Annotated in this window: 18 protein-coding genes; 6 read left to right on the top strand and 12 right to left on the bottom strand. The window is 62.2% G+C overall.

The features are described from left to right. Positions 1 to 115 precede the first annotated feature (115 nt). From rloA2 to creD, 4 genes are read left to right on the top strand one after another with little or no spacing between them, the layout of a single operon-like run. Positions 116 to 616, top strand: coding sequence for a retropepsin-like aspartic peptidase RloA2 (gene rloA2 / locus QRN41_RS24495; protein ID WP_034101138.1), 501 nt, complete (start codon positions 116 to 118; stop codon positions 614 to 616). A 9-nt stretch (positions 617 to 625) separates the two neighbouring features. Then, positions 626 to 1,294, top strand: a complete 669-nt coding sequence (creB, locus tag QRN41_RS24490; protein WP_034101136.1) for a two-component system response regulator CreB — start codon at positions 626 to 628, stop codon at positions 1,292 to 1,294. Continuing rightward, complete coding sequence (gene creC / locus QRN41_RS24485) at positions 1,294 to 2,733, top strand: two-component system sensor histidine kinase CreC (protein WP_167417649.1); 1,440 nt, start codon at positions 1,294 to 1,296, stop codon at positions 2,731 to 2,733. The genes creB and creC overlap by 1 nt, the downstream gene beginning before the upstream one ends. 51 nt (positions 2,734 to 2,784) lie before the next feature. After that, on the top strand, positions 2,785 to 4,158 hold the full coding sequence (gene creD, locus QRN41_RS24480; RefSeq protein ID WP_034101132.1) for a cell envelope integrity protein CreD: 1,374 nt from the start codon (positions 2,785 to 2,787) through the stop codon (positions 4,156 to 4,158). 186 nt (positions 4,159 to 4,344) lie between these two features. Here creD and QRN41_RS24475 read toward each other — a convergent pair whose 3' ends face one another. The 8 genes from QRN41_RS24475 to QRN41_RS24440 form a co-directional block, all read right to left on the bottom strand. Beyond that, the gene (locus tag QRN41_RS24475) at positions 4,345 to 4,974 is read right to left on the bottom strand and encodes a glutathione S-transferase N-terminal domain-containing protein (protein ID WP_167417648.1); all 630 of its coding nucleotides are present in this window, start codon (positions 4,972 to 4,974) and stop codon (positions 4,345 to 4,347) included. Between the two features lie 149 nt (positions 4,975 to 5,123). Next, on the bottom strand, positions 5,124 to 5,306 hold the full coding sequence (locus tag QRN41_RS24470; protein WP_034101129.1) for a hypothetical protein: 183 nt from the start codon (positions 5,304 to 5,306) through the stop codon (positions 5,124 to 5,126). Next, positions 5,303 to 6,406, bottom strand: a complete 1,104-nt coding sequence (locus QRN41_RS24465; protein WP_167417647.1) for a PepSY-associated TM helix domain-containing protein — start codon at positions 6,404 to 6,406, stop codon at positions 5,303 to 5,305. The genes QRN41_RS24470 and QRN41_RS24465 overlap by 4 nt, the downstream gene beginning before the upstream one ends. Before the next feature lie 26 nt (positions 6,407 to 6,432). Continuing rightward, positions 6,433 to 8,862 (bottom strand): TonB-dependent siderophore receptor, encoded by a 2,430-nt coding sequence (locus QRN41_RS24460; RefSeq protein ID WP_167417646.1) that lies wholly within the window; start codon positions 8,860 to 8,862, stop codon positions 6,433 to 6,435. A 218-nt stretch (positions 8,863 to 9,080) separates the two neighbouring features. Continuing rightward, positions 9,081 to 10,049 (bottom strand): FecR domain-containing protein, encoded by a 969-nt coding sequence (locus tag QRN41_RS24455; protein WP_167417645.1) that lies wholly within the window; start codon positions 10,047 to 10,049, stop codon positions 9,081 to 9,083. Next, the gene (locus tag QRN41_RS24450) at positions 10,046 to 10,564 is read right to left on the bottom strand and encodes an RNA polymerase sigma factor (protein ID WP_034101123.1); all 519 of its coding nucleotides are present in this window, start codon (positions 10,562 to 10,564) and stop codon (positions 10,046 to 10,048) included. The genes QRN41_RS24455 and QRN41_RS24450 overlap by 4 nt, the downstream gene beginning before the upstream one ends. 101 nt (positions 10,565 to 10,665) lie before the next feature. Beyond that, on the bottom strand, positions 10,666 to 11,373 hold the full coding sequence (locus tag QRN41_RS24445; RefSeq protein WP_123479319.1) for a 3'-5' exonuclease: 708 nt from the start codon (positions 11,371 to 11,373) through the stop codon (positions 10,666 to 10,668). Further along, positions 11,370 to 13,292 (bottom strand): putative nucleotidyltransferase substrate binding domain-containing protein, encoded by a 1,923-nt coding sequence (locus tag QRN41_RS24440; protein WP_348750617.1) that lies wholly within the window; start codon positions 13,290 to 13,292, stop codon positions 11,370 to 11,372. Before QRN41_RS24440 ends, QRN41_RS24445 begins: the two co-directional genes overlap by 4 nt. Before the next feature lie 244 nt (positions 13,293 to 13,536). On the opposite strand from QRN41_RS24440, the gene QRN41_RS24435 reads away from it, so the two are divergent. Continuing rightward, positions 13,537 to 13,983 (top strand): response regulator, encoded by a 447-nt coding sequence (locus tag QRN41_RS24435; RefSeq protein WP_034115298.1) that lies wholly within the window; start codon positions 13,537 to 13,539, stop codon positions 13,981 to 13,983. Between the two features lie 111 nt (positions 13,984 to 14,094). Here the strand turns inward: QRN41_RS24435 and QRN41_RS24430 are convergent, their stop codons facing one another. Further along, positions 14,095 to 16,272, bottom strand: a complete 2,178-nt coding sequence (locus QRN41_RS24430) for a malate synthase G (RefSeq protein ID WP_034101119.1) — start codon at positions 16,270 to 16,272, stop codon at positions 14,095 to 14,097. A 267-nt stretch (positions 16,273 to 16,539) separates the two neighbouring features. On the opposite strand from QRN41_RS24430, the gene QRN41_RS24425 reads away from it, so the two are divergent. Then, on the top strand, positions 16,540 to 17,052 hold the full coding sequence (locus QRN41_RS24425; RefSeq protein ID WP_094064232.1) for a glycine cleavage system transcriptional repressor: 513 nt from the start codon (positions 16,540 to 16,542) through the stop codon (positions 17,050 to 17,052). 221 nt (positions 17,053 to 17,273) lie between these two features. On the opposite strand, the gene rarD is transcribed toward QRN41_RS24425, so the two are convergent. The 3 genes from rarD to QRN41_RS24410 form a co-directional block, all read right to left on the bottom strand. Continuing rightward, positions 17,274 to 18,158 (bottom strand): EamA family transporter RarD, encoded by an 885-nt coding sequence (gene rarD, locus QRN41_RS24420; protein WP_034101117.1) that lies wholly within the window; start codon positions 18,156 to 18,158, stop codon positions 17,274 to 17,276. Between the two features lie 127 nt (positions 18,159 to 18,285). Beyond that, complete coding sequence (locus QRN41_RS24415) at positions 18,286 to 19,260, bottom strand: serine/threonine protein kinase (RefSeq protein WP_094064230.1); 975 nt, start codon at positions 19,258 to 19,260, stop codon at positions 18,286 to 18,288. 167 nt (positions 19,261 to 19,427) lie between these two features. Then, the gene (locus QRN41_RS24410) at positions 19,428 to 21,326 is read right to left on the bottom strand and encodes a PhoX family protein (protein ID WP_167417642.1); all 1,899 of its coding nucleotides are present in this window, start codon (positions 21,324 to 21,326) and stop codon (positions 19,428 to 19,430) included. Positions 21,327 to 21,395 lie beyond the last annotated feature (69 nt).

Genomic DNA, 21,395 nt, shown 5'->3' with positions numbered 1-21,395 from the left:
GGGCCATGATAAGCAGCTTGAGTCTAGAGGCCAAATCACAAAACGCCGGGTGATCTAACTAAGTAGCGCTTATGCGGTCTAGAATCCGCCTACTTCTTTTCCGAGGAATCACTTCGTGAAACTGCTCCTTGCCTCCCTCGCCCTGGTTGCCCTGCCGGTCATGGCCGCCGAACCGACCCTCTACGGTCGCTACGAATACATCCAGTTGCCGGAGATCGGCGAAACCTTCAAGGCCAAGATGGACACCGGCGCGCTGACTGCCTCGCTGTCGGCCCGCGACATCGAAACCTTCACCCGCGATGGTGATGACTGGGTTCGTTTCCGCCTGGGCGGCAAGGACGCATCCGATAAGGTCTTCGAACACAAAGTCTCGCGCATCAGCAAGATCAAGAGCCGCGCCGACGAAGACGACGAAAAAGATGAAGCCAGCGTGGCCAAGCGCCCAGTGATCGATCTGGAAATGTGCCTGGGCAACGTCAAGCGTACCGTCGAGGTCAACCTCACCGACCGCAGCAGCTTCAATTACCCGTTGCTGATCGGTGCCAAGGCCCTGCGTGAATTCGGCGCTGCGGTGAACCCGGCCCGTCGGTACACTGCCGACAAACCGGACTGCTGACGGACTGCCATGCCCCACATCCTGATTGTCGAAGACGAAGCGGCGATTGCCGACACGCTGATATTCGCCCTGCAAGGCGAGGGCTTCGGCACCACCTGGCTGAGCCTGGGCCAGGCGGCGCTGGAGCATCAGCGCAAGACCCCGGCCGACCTGATCATCCTCGACATCGGCCTGCCGGACATCAGTGGTTTTGAAACCTGCAAGCAATTGCGCCGCTTCAGCGAAGTGCCGGTGATGTTCCTCAGTGCCCGCGACGGTGAGATCGACCGGGTCGTGGGGCTGGAGATCGGCGCCGACGATTACGTGGTCAAGCCGTTCAGCCCAAGGGAAGTGGCGGCGCGGGTCAAGGCGATCCTCAAGCGCGTCGGCCCTGGTGTGGCGCCGGCGCTGTTTCAGGTGGATCTGGAGCGCATGCAGATCGCCTATCGCGGCCAGCCCTTGAGCCTGACGCGCCATGAGTTTCGTCTGCTGCAGAGCCTGTTGGAACAACCGGAGCGGGTGTTCAGCCGCGAACAGTTGCTCGACGCCGTGGGCGTGCCTGCCGATGCCGGCTACGAGCGCAATATCGACAGCCATATCAAAAGCCTGCGCAGCAAATTGCGCGGCATTGCCGCCCAAGCCGAACCGATCCAGACCCACCGCGGCCTCGGCTACAGCTACAGCCCGAGCCACAGCTGATGCGCCTGGGGCTGCGGATGTTCCTGGTGTACGCGCTGTTTATCGGCCTGACCGGCTATTTCGTGCTCAGCACCGTGATGAAGGAAATCCGCCCCGGCGTGCGCCAATCCACCGAAGAAACCCTGGTGGACACCGCCAACCTGCTGGCCGAGATCCTGCGCGATGACGTCAAAAACGGCACCCTCGGCCAGAGCCACTGGCCCGCGCTGCTCAAGGCTTACGGCAATCGTCAGCCGGGCGCGACCATCTGGGGGCTACCGAAAAACCAGGTTAACCATCGAATTTACGTCACCGACGCCAACGGCACCGTGTTGCTCGACTCCAGCGGCGTGGCGGTGGGCCAGGACTATTCGAAGTGGAACGACGTTTACCTGACCCTGCGCGGCGAATACGGCGCGCGTTCCACCCGCAGTAACCCGCAGGACGCCACCTCGTCGGTGATGCATGTGGGCGCGCCGATCCGCGATAACGGCCAGATCATCGGCGTGGTCACTGTGGCCAAGCCCAACAGCTCGTTGCAGCCCTATGTCGACCGTACCGAGCGGCGCCTGCTTTGGTACGGCGCCGGGCTGGTCATCCTCGGTTTGCTGCTCGGCGCGCTGTTGTCGTGGTGGGTGAGCGCCGCCCTGCGCCGTCTGACCGCCTATGCCGAAGCCGTCAGCGAGGGCCGCCGCGCCGAGCTGCCGCACTACCGTGGCGGCGAACTCAAGCAACTGTCCACCGCTGTGGAGCACATGCGCACACAGCTGGAAGGCAAAGCCTACGTAGAACATTACGTACACACCCTGACCCACGAACTGAAAAGCCCGCTGGCGGCCATTCGCGGCGCGGCGGAGCTGTTGCAGGGCGACATGACCCGCGAGCAACAGCAGCGTTTTGTCGGCAATATCGACAGCGAAAGCGCACGCTTGCAGCAGTTGATCGAACGCCTGTTGAACCTGGCACAGGTCGAACAACGCCAGGGCCTGGAAGAGCAGGTGAGCATCCCGCTGGCGGCCCTGGTGAGCGATGTGCTCAATGCCCAATGCGCGCGCATCGAAGGCGCTGGGTTACACGTCGAGCAAGGGATTGCGGCGGATGTGAACGTGTTTGGCGAGCCGTTCCTGTTGCGCCAGGCGCTGGGCAACTTGCTGGATAACGCGTTGGATTTCACCCCGCCGGGTGGCACGTTGCGCTTCAGTGCGAGCCGCCAGCACAACGATGTGCAGATGACCCTGTTCAACCAGGCCGCGCCGATTCCCGACTATGCCTTGCCGCGTTTGAGTGAGCGGTTCTATTCATTGCCGCGTCCGGCCAGTGGGCGCAAGAGCACGGGCCTGGGTTTGAACTTCGTTGAAGAAGTGATGAAGCTGCACGGCGGTGCGTTGCTGATCGGCAATGTGCCGGGTGGAGTGCAGGTGGTGCTGCATCTCCACACAGTCTCCACAGTACCCACATAAAACCCCCACGCGCGCGGCTCACGCTCTGCCCATCAAAACAGGGAGAGCCCCATGAACCGCAGCCTGCTTTTCAAACTTGGCGCCATTGCGCTACTGATCCTGCTGTTACTGATTCCGTTGTTGATGATCAACGGCATCATCAGTGACCGCCAGCAACTGCGCGACGGTGTCGTGATGGACATCGCCCGCAGTTCCAGCTTCGCCCAGCGCCTGACCGGCCCGGTCATGGTGGTGCCGTATCGCAAGACCGTGCGTGAATGGAAACTCAACGAAAAACTCAACAAGCGCTACGAGGAAACCCGTGAAGAACGCGGGCGCCTGTATTTCCTGCCGGACCGTTTTGAACTCGACGGCCAGGTGCAGACCGAACTGCGCGCTCGGGGGATTTACCAGGCACGGCTGTTCCATGCCGATAGCCGCATCAGTGGGCGCTTCGAGCTGCCCGCGCAGTTGGGCATCAACGAAAATTTCGCAGACTACCGCTTCGAACCGGCGTTTCTGGCGGTGGGCATCAGCGATATCCGTGGCATCGAAAACGCCCTGAAGCTGGAGCTAGGCAGCCAACGCCTGGAGTTCTCGCCGGGCACCCAAGTGGATTGGCTGGGGGAGGGCGTCCATGTCACGCTGCCGGAGCAGGACAGTAAAAAACCGGCGGTGGTGGACTTCGCCTTCGACCTGCGCCTGCAAGGCACCGAACAACTGCAAGTGGTGCCGGTGGGCAAGACCAGTCAGGTATCGCTGGCGTCCAATTGGCCGCACCCCAGCTTTATCGGCAACTTCCTGCCGGCCCAGCGTGACATCACCGACAAAGGCTTCACCGCCAATTGGCAGACCTCATTCTTCTCCACCAACCTCGAACAGGCCCTGCAAACCTGCCTGGACCGTGAAGGCTGTGACGACTTCAACAACCGCAGCTTCGGCGTGAACTTCATCGACCCGGTGGACCAGTACCTCAAGAGCGATCGTGCGATCAAATACGCGCTGCTGTTTATCGCCCTGACCTTTGCCGGTTTCTTTCTGTTCGAAGTGCTCAAGAGCCTGGCGGTGCACCCGATTCAATACGCCCTGGTGGGGGTGGCGCTGGCGTTCTTTTATCTGCTGTTGTTGTCGCTGTCCGAGCACCTGGGGTTTGCCCTGGCGTATCTGATCTCGGCGAGTGCGTGTGTGGTGTTGATCGGTTTCTATGTGTGCCATGTGCTGCGCAGCGTCGCCCACGGCCTGGGGTTCTCAGCGGGGCTCGCGGCGTTGTATGGCTTGTTGTACGGGTTGTTGAGTGCGGAGGATTACGCGCTGCTGATGGGTTCGCTGCTGTTGTTCGGCCTGCTGGGTACGGTGATGGTGCTCACGCGCAAATTGGACTGGTACGGGGTGGGCAAGCGCAAGGCGAGCGAGCCGCTGCAGTTTGATCTGGAGGCGGTGCAATGATCGGCTTGCGCGAGGATCGACAAGTAGGCGCGCAGTTAGCCACAAGGATCGCCACATTCCTTGCTGTCACCACTGCCCACTGTGGCATTGGGCTTGCCTGCGATAGCGGTGGTTCAGAAACCGATGTGCTGAATGACATACCGCAGTCGCGGGCAAGCCCGCTCCCACATTGGGTCGGTGTGCAGGTCAGGCCGGTGGCTGGGTCTGCTGCATCGAAGGCCGCTGGCTGACGTCGGCATACCAGGCGGCAAGCTGTGGGTTGTCCACGGGCCATTGCATATCCGGATGGCGAAAATCCAGATAACCCAGGGCACAGGCCACGCTGATCGCGGCAATGTCGAAGTGGCTGGCCAGTTCGGCGATGGCATTCTGTTCCAGCTCGGCGAGGGTGCGGCGGATTTTGTTGCGCTGCTCGTCGAGCCACTGATCCCAGTGCTTCTCTACCGGGCGCAGGGCGGTTTCGTAGCGCACCAGCACGGCGGCATCCATGATGCCGTCGGCCATCGAGGCCAATGTGAGGCGGCGCCAGCGTGCGGAGCCGTCGCGAGGGATCAGCGGGTTGCCGACGTGCTGGTGGTCGAAGTAATCGAGGATCACCCGGCTGTCGTGCAGCACCGAGCCGTCAGCCAGACGCAACGCCGGGATCTTGCCCACCGGGTTGCCGTCGACCAACTGCGCATCGGGGTTGACCGGGGTCGGCATGCAGGCGTGCAGGGCCACGCGGTCCTGCTGGCCGGTTTCGAGCAGCAGCACGCGGACTTTGCGAACGAACGGCGATGCAGGGTTGTGGAACAAGGTCATGCTGGGCGTGGACATGGGTATTCCTCTGGATTGACTGTGGCTAGCCTAGAGGGTCGTGCGGTGGCTGGCGAGGGGCAGGTTGAGGGCCTCATCGGGGGCAAGCCCCATTTTTGATTTGTGAACACATTCAAAGTGTGGGAGGGGGCTTGCCCCCGATGAGGCCCTCAGCCACGCCCCTTGAACAACCCCCAACTACCAATGGCCGCTGGTATACCCAACCCCACCCAACTCAACGCATCCCACCCGCCATCCCCCAGTAACGCCGCAAACAGCCCGGCGGCGCTGAGCAGGCCGATTCCCAACGGAATGCCGAACACCTTCCAGAAACTCGACTGGCGCGGCCTCATGCCTTGCCCGCCCTGCGTTTGGCGATCCACAGGTAAATTCCGCTGATCAGCACGATGATGGTCAGCCCATCCAGCAGCGCCCACAGGATCTTCATCGGCATGCCGCCATAGTCGCCAAAGTGCAGCGGCTGGGACATGCCCATGGCGTCCATGTACCACGGCCGTTCGGCAATCGCCGTGACTTGCAGGGTGCTGGCGTCGATCAGCACCGGGGTGAGCAGGTGCGAAGTCAGGTGCGTGCTGCCCTTCATAAACACCGCATAGTGGTGCTCGCTGGAGAACCGCGTGCCGGGGAAGGCGATAAAGTCCGGCTGCATACCGGGTGCGGCGCGTGCGGCGATGCTCAGCAACTCGCTGGCTGGGGCGCGTAAGGTCAGCGGCGGCGCGTCCTTGTACGGTTCGATCAGGGCCGTAAGGCTGTCCTGGCGCCAGGCGGCGATGAGCAGGTCGGCGCAGGCGCTGATCACGCCGGTCACGCCCACCACCAGGGCCCAGGTCAGCGTAACCACGCCGATCAGGTTATGCAGGTCGAGCCAGCGCAGGCGGGTGGTTTTGTCCCGGCGCACACTGGCGAATTTCAGCCGGCGCATGAACGGCAGGTACAGCACCGTGCCGGAAATGATCGCCAACATAAACAGCACACCCATAAACGCCAGCAGCAGCTTGCCCGGCAGACCGGCGAACATATCCACATGCAGGCGCAGCAAAAACAAGGTGAAACCGCCATTGGCTGAGGGCATCTCCAGCGCGTCGCCGCTGCGCGCATCGAGCATGAAGGTGTGGGACGCGTTTGGCTCCGTGCCGGCGGTGGCGGCCATGATCGCGATCACACCGTTCGGGTCGTCTTCATCCCAGGCCAGGTATTGCAGGGCCTCTCCGGGGCGATGGGCCAGGGCCTTGTTCACCAGTTGTTCCAGGTTCAATCGCGGCGTATCGGCCGGCATCTGCTGGAGCTGAGGTTCGTTGCCCAGCAGATGGTCGATCTCGTGGTGAAACACCAGCGGCAGGCCGGTGAGGGCGAGCAGCAGCAGGAACACCGTGCAGATCAGGCTGGTCCAGGTGTGGACGAAGGACCAGCGGCGGATGGTTGTGCTTTTCATGTTTCAGCCTGCAGCCTCTGCGCCGATCACCATTGGTACGTGGCGCTGGCGACGACGCTGCGTTGGTCGCCGAAGTAGCAGTAGTTGCCATCGCAGGTGGACAGGTAGTCCTTGTTGAACAGGTTGGTGGCGTTCACCTTCAGCGACGCGCCTTTGAGGCTGTTGTCCAGGCGACCGAGGTCGTAATGCACCGCGCCATCGAACACGGTGTAGGCGTTGGCCTTACCCAGCCAGGTGTTGGCCTGGTCGCCGTAGGTGTTGCCGGTGTAACGCGCGCCAAAGCCGATGCCGAAGCCATCGAGCACCCCGGTGTGCCAGGTGTAGTCGGTCCACAGCGACGCTTGCTGGTTGGGCATCAGTTGCAGGCGGTTGCCTTTGTATTGGCCTTTTTGCACCTCGGATTTGGCCAGGGTGTAGGCGGCGATCACCTTGAGGTTATCGGTCACGTCAGACACCGCTTCCAATTCCAGGCCCTTGACCTTCACTTCGCCGGTCTGGTCGGTGACGGAAACGCCGCCGGCCTGGAAGCTGGTCACCAGCACGTTCTTTTGGGTCAGGTCATAGACCGCCGCGCTCAGCAGGGTGTTGGAGCCGGGCGGCTGGTATTTGACCCCCAGTTCCCATTGCTTGCCTTCGGTGGGTTTATACGACTTCACGGGGTCAACGCTGGCGTTGCTCGCCGGCTGGAACGACTCGGCGTAGGACAAGTACGGCACGAAACCGGAGTCGAACACGTAGCTCAAGGCCGCGTTGCCGCTGAAGTTCTTGCTGCGGTCAGTGTTGGTCGCGTCGTTCTTGTTGAAGTAGGTGGTGCCCTGGTGCACCCAGTCTTCACGGCCGCCCAAGGTCAGGCGCCAGTTGTCCAACGCCATCTGGTCCTGGACGTATAGCCCGGTTTGCACGGTTTTCTGGTTGTAGTCATAGAACGCTGTGGAGCGCGCAGGACGGACGGTCGGGCCCCCGTAGCTCGGGTTGAAAATATTGGTGCCCGAGGCCAGACCGAAGATCGACAGATAGGACGTGTCGGTACGCTGATGATCCAGGCCCAGCAGCAGGGTGTGGGTGATGTCCCTCGTGGCAAAGTCGGCCTGGAAGTTGTTGTCCACGGCGAACTGGCCGATGTTCTCGTCCACATTGGTGGTGGACCGGCTGATATTGCCCGCCGCGTCGGCCGGCGAGAAGGCGTAGGAGCCCACGGTCAGTTGCTGGAACGACAGCTCAGACTTGGTGTAACGCAGGTTCTGCTTGAATTGCCAGGTATCGTTGAGGCGATGCTCGAAGGCATAGCCCAGCGCGTAGTAGGTACGGTCGTAGAACTCATAGTCCGGATCGCTGAGGTTCTTGTGGTGGGACACCTCCCCCAGCGGCGATTTGATCTTGGTGCCCTGGATCGGCAGGAACTGGCTGGTGGTGCCGGTATCGTCGCGGGTGAACTGCGACAGCAAGGTCAGCCGGGTGTCGGGGTCGATGTTCCAGGTCAGGCTGGGGGCGATGTTGTAGCGCTTGTTGTCGATGTGATCGACCTGGGTGCCGGAGTCGCGCACCACGCCGCTCAGGCCATAGAGAAACTGGCCGTCGTCGTCGATCTTGCCGGTGCTGGCGAAGTTGATCTGGCGGTGATTGTCGCTGCCGTACTGCACTTGCACCGCGTGGCTGGCCTGCTCGCTGGGACGGCTGCTGACCATGTCCAGCAGGCCCCCCGGTGGAGTCTGGCCATACACCGACGAGGCCGGTCCGCGCAGCAGGGCCAGGCGATCGAGGTTCCAGGTCTCGGCTTTCGGGTTGGCATACACGCCACGCGGCAACGGCAGGCCGTCGAGAAATTGCGTCGGCTCAAAGCCGCGTACGCGCATCCAGTCGTAGCGCGTGTCGCTGCCGTAGCTGGCGGACACGATGCCGGGCATGTATTTCACCGCGTCGTCGAGGGTATGAACGCTGCGATCCTGCATCTGCTGGCGGGTGGCGACGGAGATCGAGCGCGGCGCTTCCACCAGGGCGGTGTCGGTCTTGGTGCCGGCGGCGGTGCGTGTCGCCAGGTAGCCTTGGGCCGGGCCCCATGCGCTTTCATAACTGCCTTGCCCGGTGATGTTGGTTTCCGGCAATGCCACTACGCCGTCCGGAATCGCCACCAAGGTGAAGGTTCCGGCGCTGCTCTGTTCCAGCTGCAACCCCGTGCCGCGCAGTGCCTGGCGCAGCGCGCTCTGGGCATCGAACTGGCCGTTTACGGGGGCGGAGGTTTTACCGGCGGCCAGGGCCGGATCGAGGGTCAGCGCCAGGCCGGCCTGGCTGGCGATCTGGTTGAGCGTGCTGGCCAGAGGCGCCGCCGGCAAGTTATAGGCACGTACGCTGGAGGCCTGTTCGGCCGCCAATAGCTGAGGCGTGATCAGCGGTGTGCTGAGGGCAATGGCCACGGCCAACAGACTGGGGCGCAGCAGGGTGTCTAGCGTGCGGGACATAGGGCGGCTCCTGAATGGAAGTAATTCGCAATTGCCTATGTGCCGAGCGAGATTCGAAAAGTGATAGGGCTGGATGAAAATATTTTTTGCCGGGGATTTTTCGGTGTGTTTGCAGGCCTATCGGGGGCAAGCCCCCTCCCACAGCTGATCGGGTTTTGTTCAGGTCAATGTGGGAGGGGGCTTGCCCCCGATAGCCTCAACCCAGGCCTAACTGATGCCTAACGCTTGGCACCCACCGTCACCCACCACGGCGTGTGCTGCCTGATTTGCACCGGCAACGTCGGCAGCAGCGCATTGAGCGCCAGCGTGGTGTCGTGCAGCGGGAAACTGCCGGTGATGCGCAAGTCGGCCACGTCTTTATCCACGCCTAGATAGCCTGGGCGGTAGCGACTCAATTCCTCGACCACGTCGCCCAGGCGCGCGTTGTCCACCACCAGCATGCCGCGCGTCCAGGCATCCGTGGCGGGGGTGACGGCCAGGGACGGGCCGAGGCCGTCGCTGCGCATCAGCACTTGCTGGCCTGCTTTGAACACCTGTTCCTGAGGCAGCGCCTCCGGCTGCGCCGCAACGGCGGACTGCAGCACGCTCAGGCGCGTGGCGTCGTCTTCGCGCTTGACGATAAACCGCGTACCCAGCGCCCGCAGGCGGCCGTCGCGGGTCTGCACGTAGAACGGGCGCGCATCGTTATGGCCGGTTTCGACGAGGATTTCACCGTCCTGCAACACGATCAGCCGGCGCTTTTCATCGAAGCGCACGTCGATGGCGCTGTGGGTGTTGAGGTTGATCTGGGTACCGTCCGCCAGTTTCAGCGTGCGCTGCTCGCCGGTGGCGGTGCGTTGGTCGGCCAGCCAATAGTGGATCGGCACATAGCGTTCGCCCACCAGCAACCCCAGGCCGCAGATAAGCGCAATGCTCGCCAGGCCGCTGCCGAGCTTGCGTACCCGTTGACGGATGGCCTGACGGGACTGCAACAACGCGGCGCGCGCAGGGCCCGAGGCGATGCTGAAACGTTGGTCGAGCATGCCCAACTGGCGCCAGGCGCGGGCGTGTTCCTCATCGCTGGCCAGCCATTTGCTGAACTCTTCACGCTCGACCGCGCTGCCGTCGCCCGAATCCAGGGACAACTGCCAGGCAATCGCCGCATCCAGCACGCGGGCCGAGACCGGTTTGGCGCCGACTGCACTCATGTCGGCTCGCCATACAGTGCGATATAGCACTGGCGAATGCCCTGGGCCAGGTACTGGCGCACGCGGGGCACCGATACGCCGAGGCGTTGGGCGATCTGCGCGTGGCCCAGGCCGTCGAGACGACTGTAGAGAAACGCCGCGCGGGCCTTGCTCGACAACGTGCCGAGCAATCGGTCGATGGCTTTGAGGTCTTCGAGGATCAGTTGCTGGGCTTCGGGGGAGGGGTGTTCGCTTTCCGGGATCAGCATCAATTCGGCCAGGTAAGCCTGCTCCAATGCCGCGCGCCGGAAATAGTCGAACAACAGGCCCTTGGCGATGGCCACCAGAAATGCCCTTGGCTCGCGCGGTTCCGGCAACGTGTCGCGCCCCAACAGGCGCATGAACGTGTCCTGGCTCAGGTCTTCGGCCCGGCTCGGGCACGCCACGTTGCGCCGCAGCCAGGCCAGCAGCCAGCCGCGATGGTCGCGATACAACGCACCAACCCGCTCACTGTGAGGGTTCTGGACCGACGACAAGGCATCACCGAATAAACAAGAGGTTTAAACTAACGAGAATTATTCGCGATTGTGTCAGAGGCGTGGAATAGGCGCAATTGGCGTCTGTCGGGGAGATGAGATTAAAACGATGGCGCCTGTTGCCGGCGTTTCCATTGGCTCAACCGCGTGTGCAGCGCGAGCGGTGTATCGATTGACTGCTGGCGCGCACGGCTGAACAAAATCAGCATCAGCTCCGCCGTGGCCAGGGCGTCGGCGCTGGCGTGATGGCGTTCGCCGACTTCCAGGTGGAAGTGTTTGACCCAATCGTCCAGCCCTGCCTCACGGATTGGCGCCTCAGGGCACAGCAGGGGGGCGATGTCGGCCACATCCAGAAACGGGTGGGTCAGGCGATAACCCAGGCTGTCCTTGAGCGCGCGGCTCAGCATGTGTTGATCGAACGGCGCGTGGAACGCGAGCAGTGGGCTGTCGCCGACGTACTCCATAAAGTCCAACAAGGCTTCTACCGGATCGCTGCCGGCGGCAATGGCGCTGGGCCCCAGGCCGTGGATCAGCACACTGGGGCTGAGTTTGGTTTCGGGGCGTTGCAGGGTGCGCTCGAACAACTGGGAGAAGTCCACCGCGCCATCCTCGATCACCACCGCGCCGATGGACAGCACTTGGTCGCGGTTGAGGTTCAGGCCGCTGGTTTCCAGGTCCACCACCACCCAGCGTTGGCTGCGCAAGGCGCCTTCGCTCAGCGGCGCGGGTTTGGGCAGTTGCGCCAAGCGCCGTTGTTGGGTTGCATCGAGCTGGGGTTTGGCTGCGCGCAGCCAGGCGAACAGGCTCACAGTTGATACCGCAGGGTCAGGCTGCTTTGCAGGCGTTGGGCTTGGCGCAGGGATTCGCGCAGGATGCGCCGGTCCAGGTGGTTGAGGCTGTCGGGATCGACGCGGTTGGAATACGGCTGGTTTTCGCGACTTTGCAGTTGGTGCTGCTGCATGCGGGTCTGCTGAATAAAGTGATAGGCCTCCTCATACGCCGCGCCGTCCAGCGGTTCGATGACCTCCTTGACCACCAGTTGGCGCAGGCGCTCCAGGGTGTTGTTAGCGTGAATGCCGTTGGCCAGGGCCAGCAGGCGCGCGCCGTCGACGAAAGGCGTGAGACCCTGCACCTTGAGATCCAGGGTGGCTTTTTCGCCACCTTTGCGGGTTAGCACAAAGTCACGGAAACGCCCAACCGGGGGGCGCTGGCGCAGCGCATTCTCGGCCAGCATGCGTTGGAACAGACGGTTATCCGCGACCTGATCGAGAATGCCCTGGCGCAATACCTCGCAGCCTTGCTCGTCGCCCCACACCACGCGCAAGTCAAAATAAATACTCGAACCCAACAGGTTCTCCGGCGTCGCCTCGCGGATGAACGCCGCAAAACGCCGCGCCCATTCGGCCCGCGACAGGCACAGCTCCGGGTTGCCGGCCATGATATTGCCTTTGCACAGGCTGAAACCGCACAGCGCCAGGCTCTGGTTGATGTGTTGGGCCAGGGGCAGCAGACGGCCACGGATCGCGGCGGCCTCGGCGGCGTCCTTGGCCTCGAACAGAATGCCGTTGTCCTGATCGGTGTACAGCGTCTGCTCGCGACGGCCTTCGCTGCCGAAGCACAGCCAACTGAACGGCACCCCAGGGTCACCTTTTTCGGCGAGGCTCAGCTCGATCACCCGGCACACAGTGTGATCGTTGAGCAGGGTGATGATGTGGGTGATCTGGGTGGACGACGCGCCGTGGGCCAGCATGCGCTCGACCAACTGGCCGATCTCGCCGCGAATCGCCACCAGGTTGTCGATGCGCGGGGCGTTGCGAATGGTACGGGCCAGGTGCACCAGGTCCACCCGTTGCAGGGAAAACAGATCGCGCTCGGACACCACGCCGCACAGGCGCTGGTCCTTGACCAGGCACACATGGGCGATATGCCGCTCGGTCATGGCGATGGCGGCGTCGAAGGCGCTGTGGTCCGGCGTCAAAAAGAACGGTGCCTGGGTCATGTGCGCGTCGATGGCCTGGCTGAAATCGCTGACACCGCCGGCCACCACATGGCGTAAGTCGCGCAGGGTAAAAATCCCCAAGGGCGCCTTGTTGTCGTCGACGATGACAATGCTGCCCACTTGCTGCTCGTGCATCAGCGTGACTGCTTCGCGCAAGGGCGTATGCGGGCTGCAGGTGACCGGGTGGCGCATGGCTAATTCACCCAGGCGCGTGTTGAGGGAGTATTGGGTGCCGAGGGTTTCCACGGCCTTTTGCTGCACCTGCTGGTTGACCTGATCCAGCAGGCTGCTGACGCCGCGCAGGGCGAAGTCGCGGAACGGGCTGGAAAGGGCGAACAACTTGATAAAGGCCGGTTTGTTCAGTTGCAGGCAGAACGTGTCTTCGGCGGCCTTGTGCTCGGTGCGCGTGGCGCGTTCGCCCAGCAGCGCGGCCAGGGGGAAGCATTCGCCGGTGGTGATTTCGAAGGTGGTCTCGGTGGTGTCCGGTCGTTCGCCGATCACGCGGCCTTGTTTGACGATGTAGAAATGCTCGACCGGCCCGCCCGACGGTTTGAGGATGCTGTCACCGGGGGCATAAAAACGTAATTGGCATTGTTCCACCAGAAACGCCAGGTGCGCGTTTTCCATCTGGTTGAAGGGCGGGAAGCGTTGTAGAAACTGCAGCGTGCCTTGGATATTTTGCAGCACGGCAGTTTTCCCCGCCTGGGCGAAGGCATCAGCTTTACTCATAACAGTGACCGCAGTTTTTTTGTCGTTATCGAGCTGCATGGTCGACTCCTCCGTGGCGGGTGCCCATTGGACGTAAGTCTAGGTCGGTGTAAAAGACGCTGAGCTAGGGAAAAACCCTACATGTTTATCGTCCGAACCCCGTAAAACGCCCACTAGGCAAACTTTCCGACGAAGTGCACATTGTTCGCCCCTCCGCAGATGTCTGACGAGTGCTGGGAGATTGATTAGAACCGCTGAGAACCGTATGTCCGACCACGATATTTTGAGTGATGCCGAGCGCGAGGCGCTCAGCGCCGTGATGCTGGAGCCCGATCTGCCGCCACAACGCGTGTTGATTGTCGACGACGACAAGGACGCGCGCGAGTTGCTGGCGGAAATCCTGGGCCTGGACGGTATTCGCTGCATGACCGCCGACAGTGGCGAGCGCGCGTGGGACTTGTTGAAATCCAGCAGCTCCATCGGCTTGTTGATTACCGACCTGCGCATGCAACCCAGCAACGGGCTGGAACTGATCAAGCAAGTGCGCGAATCCACCCGCGCGGCGCTGCCGATCATCATCATGTCCGGGGACGCCGAAGCGCCGGATGTCATTGATGCCATGCATTTGAGCGTGGTGGATTTTTTGCTCAAGCCGATTGATAGCGTGAAACTGGCGAGGTTGGTGAAGCGGGAGTTGGGGATGGCGTCCTGATTTCTCCTTACATCCGCCCACGCTGGGAGGGCGCTTGCTTCCGATGGCGCCATTGCGGTCAGCCCAGGCCTCAAAGAAAAAGCCCTGATCTCACGATCAGGGCTTTTCTTTTTACAGGCCGTTCTTAGCCTTGAATTCCCGACGCCGACGATGCAACACCGGCTCGGTGTACCCGTTAGGCTGTTTGGTCCCTTCAATCACCAGTTCCACCGCCGCCTGGAAGGCGATGTTGCTGTCGAAATCCGGTGCCAGCGGGCGATACAACGCATCCCCGGCATTTTGACGGTCCACCACCGGCGCCATGCGCTTGAGGCTTTCCATCACCTGCGCTTGATTGACGATGCCGTGGCGCAGCCAGTTGGCGATGTGCTGGCTGGAGATGCGCAGGGTCGCGCGGTCTTCCATCAGGCCGACGTCGTTGATGTCCGGCACCTTCGAGCAGCCGACGCCCTGGTCGATCCAGCGCACTACATAGCCGAGGATGCCCTGGGCGTTGTTGTCCAGCTCGTTGCGGATTTCCTCTTCGGACCAGTCGGTATTGCTGGCCAGGGGAATGGTCAGGATATCGTCCACCGAGGCGCGTTCGCGCTTGGCCAGTTCGGCCTGACGCGCGAACACGTCGACCTTGTGGTAGTGCAGTGCGTGCAACGCGGCGGCCGTTGGCGAAGGTACCCATGCGGTGTTGGCGCCGGCCAGCGGGTGAGCGATTTTCTGTTCCAACATCGCCGCCATCAGGTCGGGCATCGCCCACATGCCTTTACCGATCTGCGCACGACCTTGCAGGCCGGTGCTCAAGCCGATATCGACGTTCCAGTTTTCATACGCTGCGATCCACTTTTCCGACTTCATCGCCGCCTTGCGCACCATCGCGCCGGCTTCCATGGAGGTGTGGATCTCGTCGCCAGTGCGGTCGAGGAAACCGGTGTTAATAAACACCACGCGCTCACTGGCGGCCTTGATGCAGGCTTTGAGGTTGACCGTGGTGCGGCGCTCCTCGTCCATGATCCCGACTTTGAGGGTATTGCGCGGCAGGTTCAGCACGTCTTCGACGCGGCCGAACAGCTCATTGGTGAATGCCGCTTCTTCCGGGCCGTGCATTTTCGGTTTAACGATGTACACCGAACCGGTGCGGCTGTTCTTGCGGCTGGTATTGCCGTTGAGGCTGTGGATTGCCGCCAGGCTGGTGATCAGACCATCGAGAATGCCTTCCGGCACTTCGTTGCCGTCTTTATCCAGGATCGCGTCGATGGTCATCAAGTGGCCAACGTTACGCACGAACAGCAGCGAACGACCGTGCAGGGTCACGTCCTGGCCATTCACGCCGGTGTAAACGCGATCGGGGTTCATGGTGCGGGTGAAGGTCTTGCCGCCCTTGGCCACTTCTTCGGCCAGGTCGCCCTTCATCAGGCCGAGCCAGTTGCGGTAGATCACCACTTTGTCGTCGGCATCCACGGCGGCGACGGAATCTTCGCAGTCCATGATGGTGGTCAGCGCGGCTTCCATCAGCACGTCTTTGACACCGGCGGCATCGGTCTGGCCGACCGGGGTGCTGGCGTCGATCTGGATTTCGAAGTGCAGGCCGTTGTGCTTGAGCAGGATCGCAATCGGTTGGGCGCTGTCGCCCTGGAAGCCGATCAATTGACTGTCGTCGCGCAGGCCGCTGTTGCTGCCACCTTTAAGGCTGACGATCAGCTTGCCGTCGACAATCTTGTAGCCGGTGGAGTCGACATGGCTGCCGGCGCTGAGCGGCGCGGCTTCGTCGAGGAAGGCGCGGGCGAAGGCGATGACCTTGTCGCCGCGCACCTTGTTGTAGCCTTTGCCCTTCTCGGCGCCGTCGGCTTCGCTGATGGCGTCGGTGCCGTACAGCGCGTCGTACAGCGAACCCCAACGGGCGTTGGATGCGTTGAGGGCGAAGCGGGCATTCATTACCGGCACCACCAACTGCGGGCCGGCCATGCGCGCGATTTCGTCATCGACGTTTTGGGTCGAGGCTTGGAAGTCTGCGGCTTCTGGCAGCAGGTATCCGATGTCTTGCAGGAAGGCTTTGTAGGCCACCGGGTCGTGGGCCTGGCCGGCATGGGTCTGGTGCCAGGTATCGATCCGTGCTTGGAAATCATCGCGTTTGGCGAGTAGGGCTTTGTTCTTCGGCGCCAGGTCGTGAATGACCTTATCGGCACCGGCCCAGAACTGATCGGCAGTGATGCCGGTGCCGGGAATGGCTTCGTTGTTCACGAAGTCGAACAGGACTTTGGCGACCTGCAGGCCACCGACTTGAACGTGTTCAGTCATTGCTTGCCTCACTCTGCGGAGCTTATGCGCTGTTTCGGATTTTCATTATGTAGTGCTCGGATGGGCATACTACATGATGACTTGCGGTTGTGAAAATTAGACTAAATACGTCGTTTAGCGACCCACTTTGGTCGTACGGTCACAGCGGAGAACGGTATGTTCTCAAAAAGTTACAGGATTGTTCCAGATAAATATAAAAATGGTACACGATTTGTTTTCGCGGCACCCTGGGTCCACCTTGTAGGCTGACTTCCAGAGGGCTTCGCCATGGACCATCTTGTACTCACAATTATCGCCGCCGACAAACCCGGCCTGGTTGAACGTATCGCGCAGACCATCGCCGCCCAGGGCGGCAACTGGCTGGACAGCCGCATGGCCCATATGGCCGGGCAGTTCGCCGGGATCCTGCGGGTAAGTGTGCCGGCAGACAATCGTCAGGCGTTGGTGGGGGCGTTGGAGGACTTATCCACACACGGCATTCGCGTGCTGGTGGGCGAGGGCAGCACCGCGCAGGCGCCGGCGTCCAAACCCATCGTGATGACGTTGGTGGGCAATGATCGCGCGGGGATAGTGCGTGAGATCACCGCGTTGTTGAGCCGCCAGGGGGTCAACCTGGAAAGCCTGAGTACCGGCGTAACTCCAGCACCGATGAGCGGAGACCTGTTGTTCAACGCCGAGGCGTTGTTGCAGGTGCCTTCGAGCTTGCCCCTTGAGACGTTGCAAGCCTCCCTGGAAACCTTGGCCGACGACCTGATGGTCGAGCTGCATCACGAGGAGTAATCGCCACAGGGTTATCCATGGAAATCTTGCATGGGCCTGTGGATAACCTGTAGAGACCCCTCGCCAGGCCACGTCCGCCGTGGCTCTTGCTCAGCTGAGCAAAAAACGAGCAGTTTCAATGGCTTGTGCACAAATGGCGGGGACCAGGTTGTGGATAACCTTGGGGTGAATGGCTGCAAGCCACCCAGGCTGTGGCTTGCAGAGGTTTGTACGTTATTTGATCAGCGTTTGCGCACGCTCAGCCAGGCATCCACGCTGTACACCACCAGGCCGGCCCAGATAAAAGCGAACGCCAGCAGCGTGCTCGGCGCCAAGTGTTCGCCGAACAGCAGCACCGCTTCCAGCAACACCAATGTGGGTGCCACGTACTGCAAAAAGCCCAATGCGGTGTAAGGCAAATGCCGCGCGGCGGCGTTGAAACACACCAGCGGGATCAGCGTCACCGGGCCTGCGGCCACCAGCCACCAGGCTTCGGAGGTGCTCCAGAATGCCAGTTGCGCGCTATGTGCGCTGGGGTTGAACAGCAGCCACGCCACCGCGATCGGCACCAGCATCCAGGTTTCCACCACCAGCCCCGGCAATGCTTTGACCGGTGCCTGCTTGCGGATCAATCCGTAGAAACCGAAGGTCAACGCCAGCGCCAACGAAACCCACGGCAAGCTGCCCACTTGCCACACCTGTTGCGCCACACCCACGGCGGCCAATATCACGGCGACCCACTGTAAGCGGCGCAGACGTTCGCCCAGCAACAGCATGCCCAGCAGCACGTTCACCAGCGGGTTGATGTAGTAACCCAAGCTCGCTTCGAGCATGCGCCCGCTGTTGACCGACCACACATAGGTCAGCCAATTGGCCGCAATCAGCGAACCGCTCAGTGCCAGAATCGCCAGGCGCTTGGGGTTGTCGCGCAGCTCGCGGAACCAGCCGGGGTGCTTCCACACCATCAGCAGCAAGCCCCCGAACAGCGCCGACCACAGCACCCGATGCACGATAATCTCGGCGGCGGGCACGCTGGCGATGGCTTTGAAGTAGAGCGGGAACAGGCCCCAGATGACATAGGCGCTCAGGCCCAGAATGTACCCTTTGCGGGGGTTGGCGGCGTGCATGCGGAATCCTTGCTTAGGCAGCTAACAAAGCGCGATTGTAAGGATATTTGTCAACCAATGGGACTGACTTGGTCACGAGGTTTGCTTTGTGTGGGAGGGGGCAGGCCCTCTCCCACATTAAAAGCACTCAGAAGAGTTTCAGCGGCTCTTCGTTGAGGGCCGAGAGTTGCTCACGCAGGGCCAGGACCTGATCGCCCCAATACCGCTCGGTGCCGAACCACGGAAAACTGTGGGGGAACGCCGGGTCGTCCCAGCGCCGTGCCAGCCAGGCGCTGTAGTGCATCAGGCGCAAGGCGCGCAGGGGTTCGATCAGGGCCAGTTCGCGCGGGTCGAAGTCGTGGAATTCCTGATAGCCGTCCATCAATTCCGACAGTTGCCCCAGGCATTCCTGACGATCGCCGGCGAGCATCATCCATAGGTCCTGCACCGCTGGGCCCATGCGGCAATCGTCCAGGTCGACGATATGGAACATCTCGTCGCGGCACATCATGTTGCCCGGGTGGCAATCGCCGTGCATGCGGATGTTCGTGTGTGGGGTGGCCTTGTATACCTCCTCCACCCGTTTGAGCAGGTCGCGCGCTACCGACTCGTAGGCCGGCAACAGGCTCTTGGGAATGAAGTTGCCCTCAAGCAGCGTGGTCAGCGAATCGTGCCCGAAGTTCTTCACTCCCAGCGCTTCGCGGTGTTCGAACGGTCGCGTGGAGCCCACGGCATGCAAACGCCCCAGCAACTGCCCCAGCCGATAGAGTTGATCCAGATTGCCCGGCTCCGGCGCACGGCCGCCACGACGGGGGAACAAGGTAAAGCGGAACCCCGCGTGTTCGAACAGGCTCTCGCCGTTATGGATCAGCGGCGCCACCACCGGCACGTCGCACTCGGCCAATTCAAAGGTGAAACGGTGTTCTTCAAGAATCGCTTCGTTGGTCCAGCGCTGGGGCCGGTAGAACTTGGCGATCAGCGGCTCGGAGTCTTCGATGCCCACTTGATAGACGCGGTTTTCGTAGCTGTTGAGCGCCAGCACGCGGGCGTCGCTGAGGAAACCGATGCTTTCGACGGCGTCGAGCACCAGATCGGGGGTGAGTGTTTCAAACGGGTGGGCCATGCGAACTCCTGCGCGCAGCAGGGCGCCGCGTCCGGCCGGGTATGGTAACGCACGCGGCTGGAGATAGGGGGCGACTGTGCCATTGTCATCGGGGGCAAGCTCCCCCCACCTTTGAAGGTAATCACCGGTCAAAATGTGGGAGGGGGCTTGCCCCCGATAAGGCCGTGTCAGGCGCCGACGATCCCGCCGTCATCGCGCCGAATGGCCAGCACCGACGAACGCGGCTTACCGTTGGGCAAGTGCTCCGGCCAGGTCGAGCCACCGGTTTCGCCCGGATGCTGAATGCCCACGAACAGGGTTTTCTGGTCCGGCGCGAAGCTGATGCCGGTCACTTCACACGCCACCGGCCCCACCATGAAACGACGGATTTCCCCAGTGTTTGGATCGGCACAGAGCATCTGGTTGTTGCCCATGCCGGCGAAGTCGCCGCTGTTGCTGTAGTCGCCGTCGGTGAGAATCCACAGACGCCCAGCCTTATCGAAGCCCAGGCCGTCGGGGCTGTTGAACATGTTCTGCGGGTTGATATTCGACGAGCCGCCCTTGGGTGCGCCGGCATGTACCGCTGGGTTACCGGCCACCACGAACAGGTCCCAACTGAAGTCGTCGGCGCCGTGGTCGTCGGCATTGGCCTTCCAGCGCAGGATCTGGCCGTAGACGTTTTTCTCGCGCGGGTTAGGCCCGCCCACCGGCTGGCCGTCCTCGCCGCGTTTGGCGTTGTTGGTCAGGGTGCAATAGACCTGGCCGTCGGTGGGGCTGACCACGATCCATTCCGGACGGTCCATGCGCGTAGCCTTGACCACACTGGCGGCCAGGCGCGCGTGGATCAGCACTTCAGCCTGGCTGGCAAACCCGCTGCTGGCGTCGATGCCGTTTTTGCCGTGGGTCAACTCGACCCACTGGCCCTTGCCGCGAGGATGATCGGCGTTGCCGTCGCCCGCGTCGAAGATCGCCACGTACAGCGTGCCGTGGTCGAGCAAGTCCTTGTTGGCCTTGGGGTTCTTGTGATTGATCTTGTCGCGGCTGATGAACTTGTAGATGAATTCACCGCGCTCGTCGTCGCCCATGTACACCACAGCACGACCGTCGCGGGTCTGCGCCAGCGCCGCGTTCTCGTGCTTGAAACGGCCGAGGGCGGTGCGTTTGGCCGGGGTGGATTGCGGGTCGAAAGGGTCGATTTCCACCACCCAGCCATGGCGATTGAGTTCGTTGGGGTTCTTGGCCATGTCGAAGCGCGGGTCGTGCAGGTGCCAGTTGATGTCCTTGCTGGCCGCCACCACGCCGTAGCGCTTCTGCCCGGCGTCAAAGGCTTGCTGCGGGTTGCTGCTACCGAAGCAATCGGTGAAGTTTTCTTCGCAGGTCAGGTAGGTGCCCCAGGGGGTCATGCCGTTGGCGCAGTTCTGGAAGGTGCCGAGGGCTTTCTTGCCGGACTTGTCGGCGCTGGTCTTCAACCAGTCATGGCCGGCGGCGGGGCCGCTCAGGCGGATCGGCGTGTTGCCGTGGATGCGGCGGTTGTAGCGTGAGTCCTGAACGAACTGCCAGGTGTCGCCCTTGCGCCGAATTTCGATCACCGACACGCCTTCGCTGGCCTGGGCCTTGCGCACCTCTTCGGCCGATTGCGGCGCGCCGCCGTGGGCGTAGAGATAGCGATAGTTGGTGTATTCGTTATTGATCGCCATCAGCGCGCGGTTGTTGTCGCCGGGGAACGGGAACAGGCTCATGCCGTCGTTGTGGTCGCCGAACTGCTGCTCCTGCGCCACTGCTGTGCCGTTGCCGGACGGGTCGAAGGCCGGCGCATTTTTGTGCAGCGGCTGGCCCCAACTGATCAGCACCGAGGCGCTGTAGCCTGGCGGCAGGCTGATGGTGTCGCTGGTGGCGGCGGCGATGCTGTCGAACCCCAGCAGTGGGCTGGCGTTGGCGGCATTGACCGCCAGGGCGCTGCGGCTGAGCAGGTTGCCGCCCAGGAACATTGCGGCGCCGCACAGGGCGCCGGCCCCGATAAAGCGGCGGCGGGTCAGGCCGACCATCTGTTCGAGGTCGGTGGCTTGGTTCTCTTCTAATAGGCTCATCTCGGGCTCCTTGAGTGCTTTTTGCCAACACCTTAAGCAGCCGCCGTGACGAAATTGTTGCAGTTTGAA

The organism is Pseudomonas sp. efr-133-TYG-23, from assembly GCF_030209215.1.
Taxonomy (GTDB): Bacteria; Pseudomonadota; Gammaproteobacteria; order Pseudomonadales; family Pseudomonadaceae; genus Aquipseudomonas; species Aquipseudomonas rhodesiae.
Note: the sequence above shows the minus strand (reverse complement) of the source record. Positions and strands in the feature narration are given on the sequence as shown.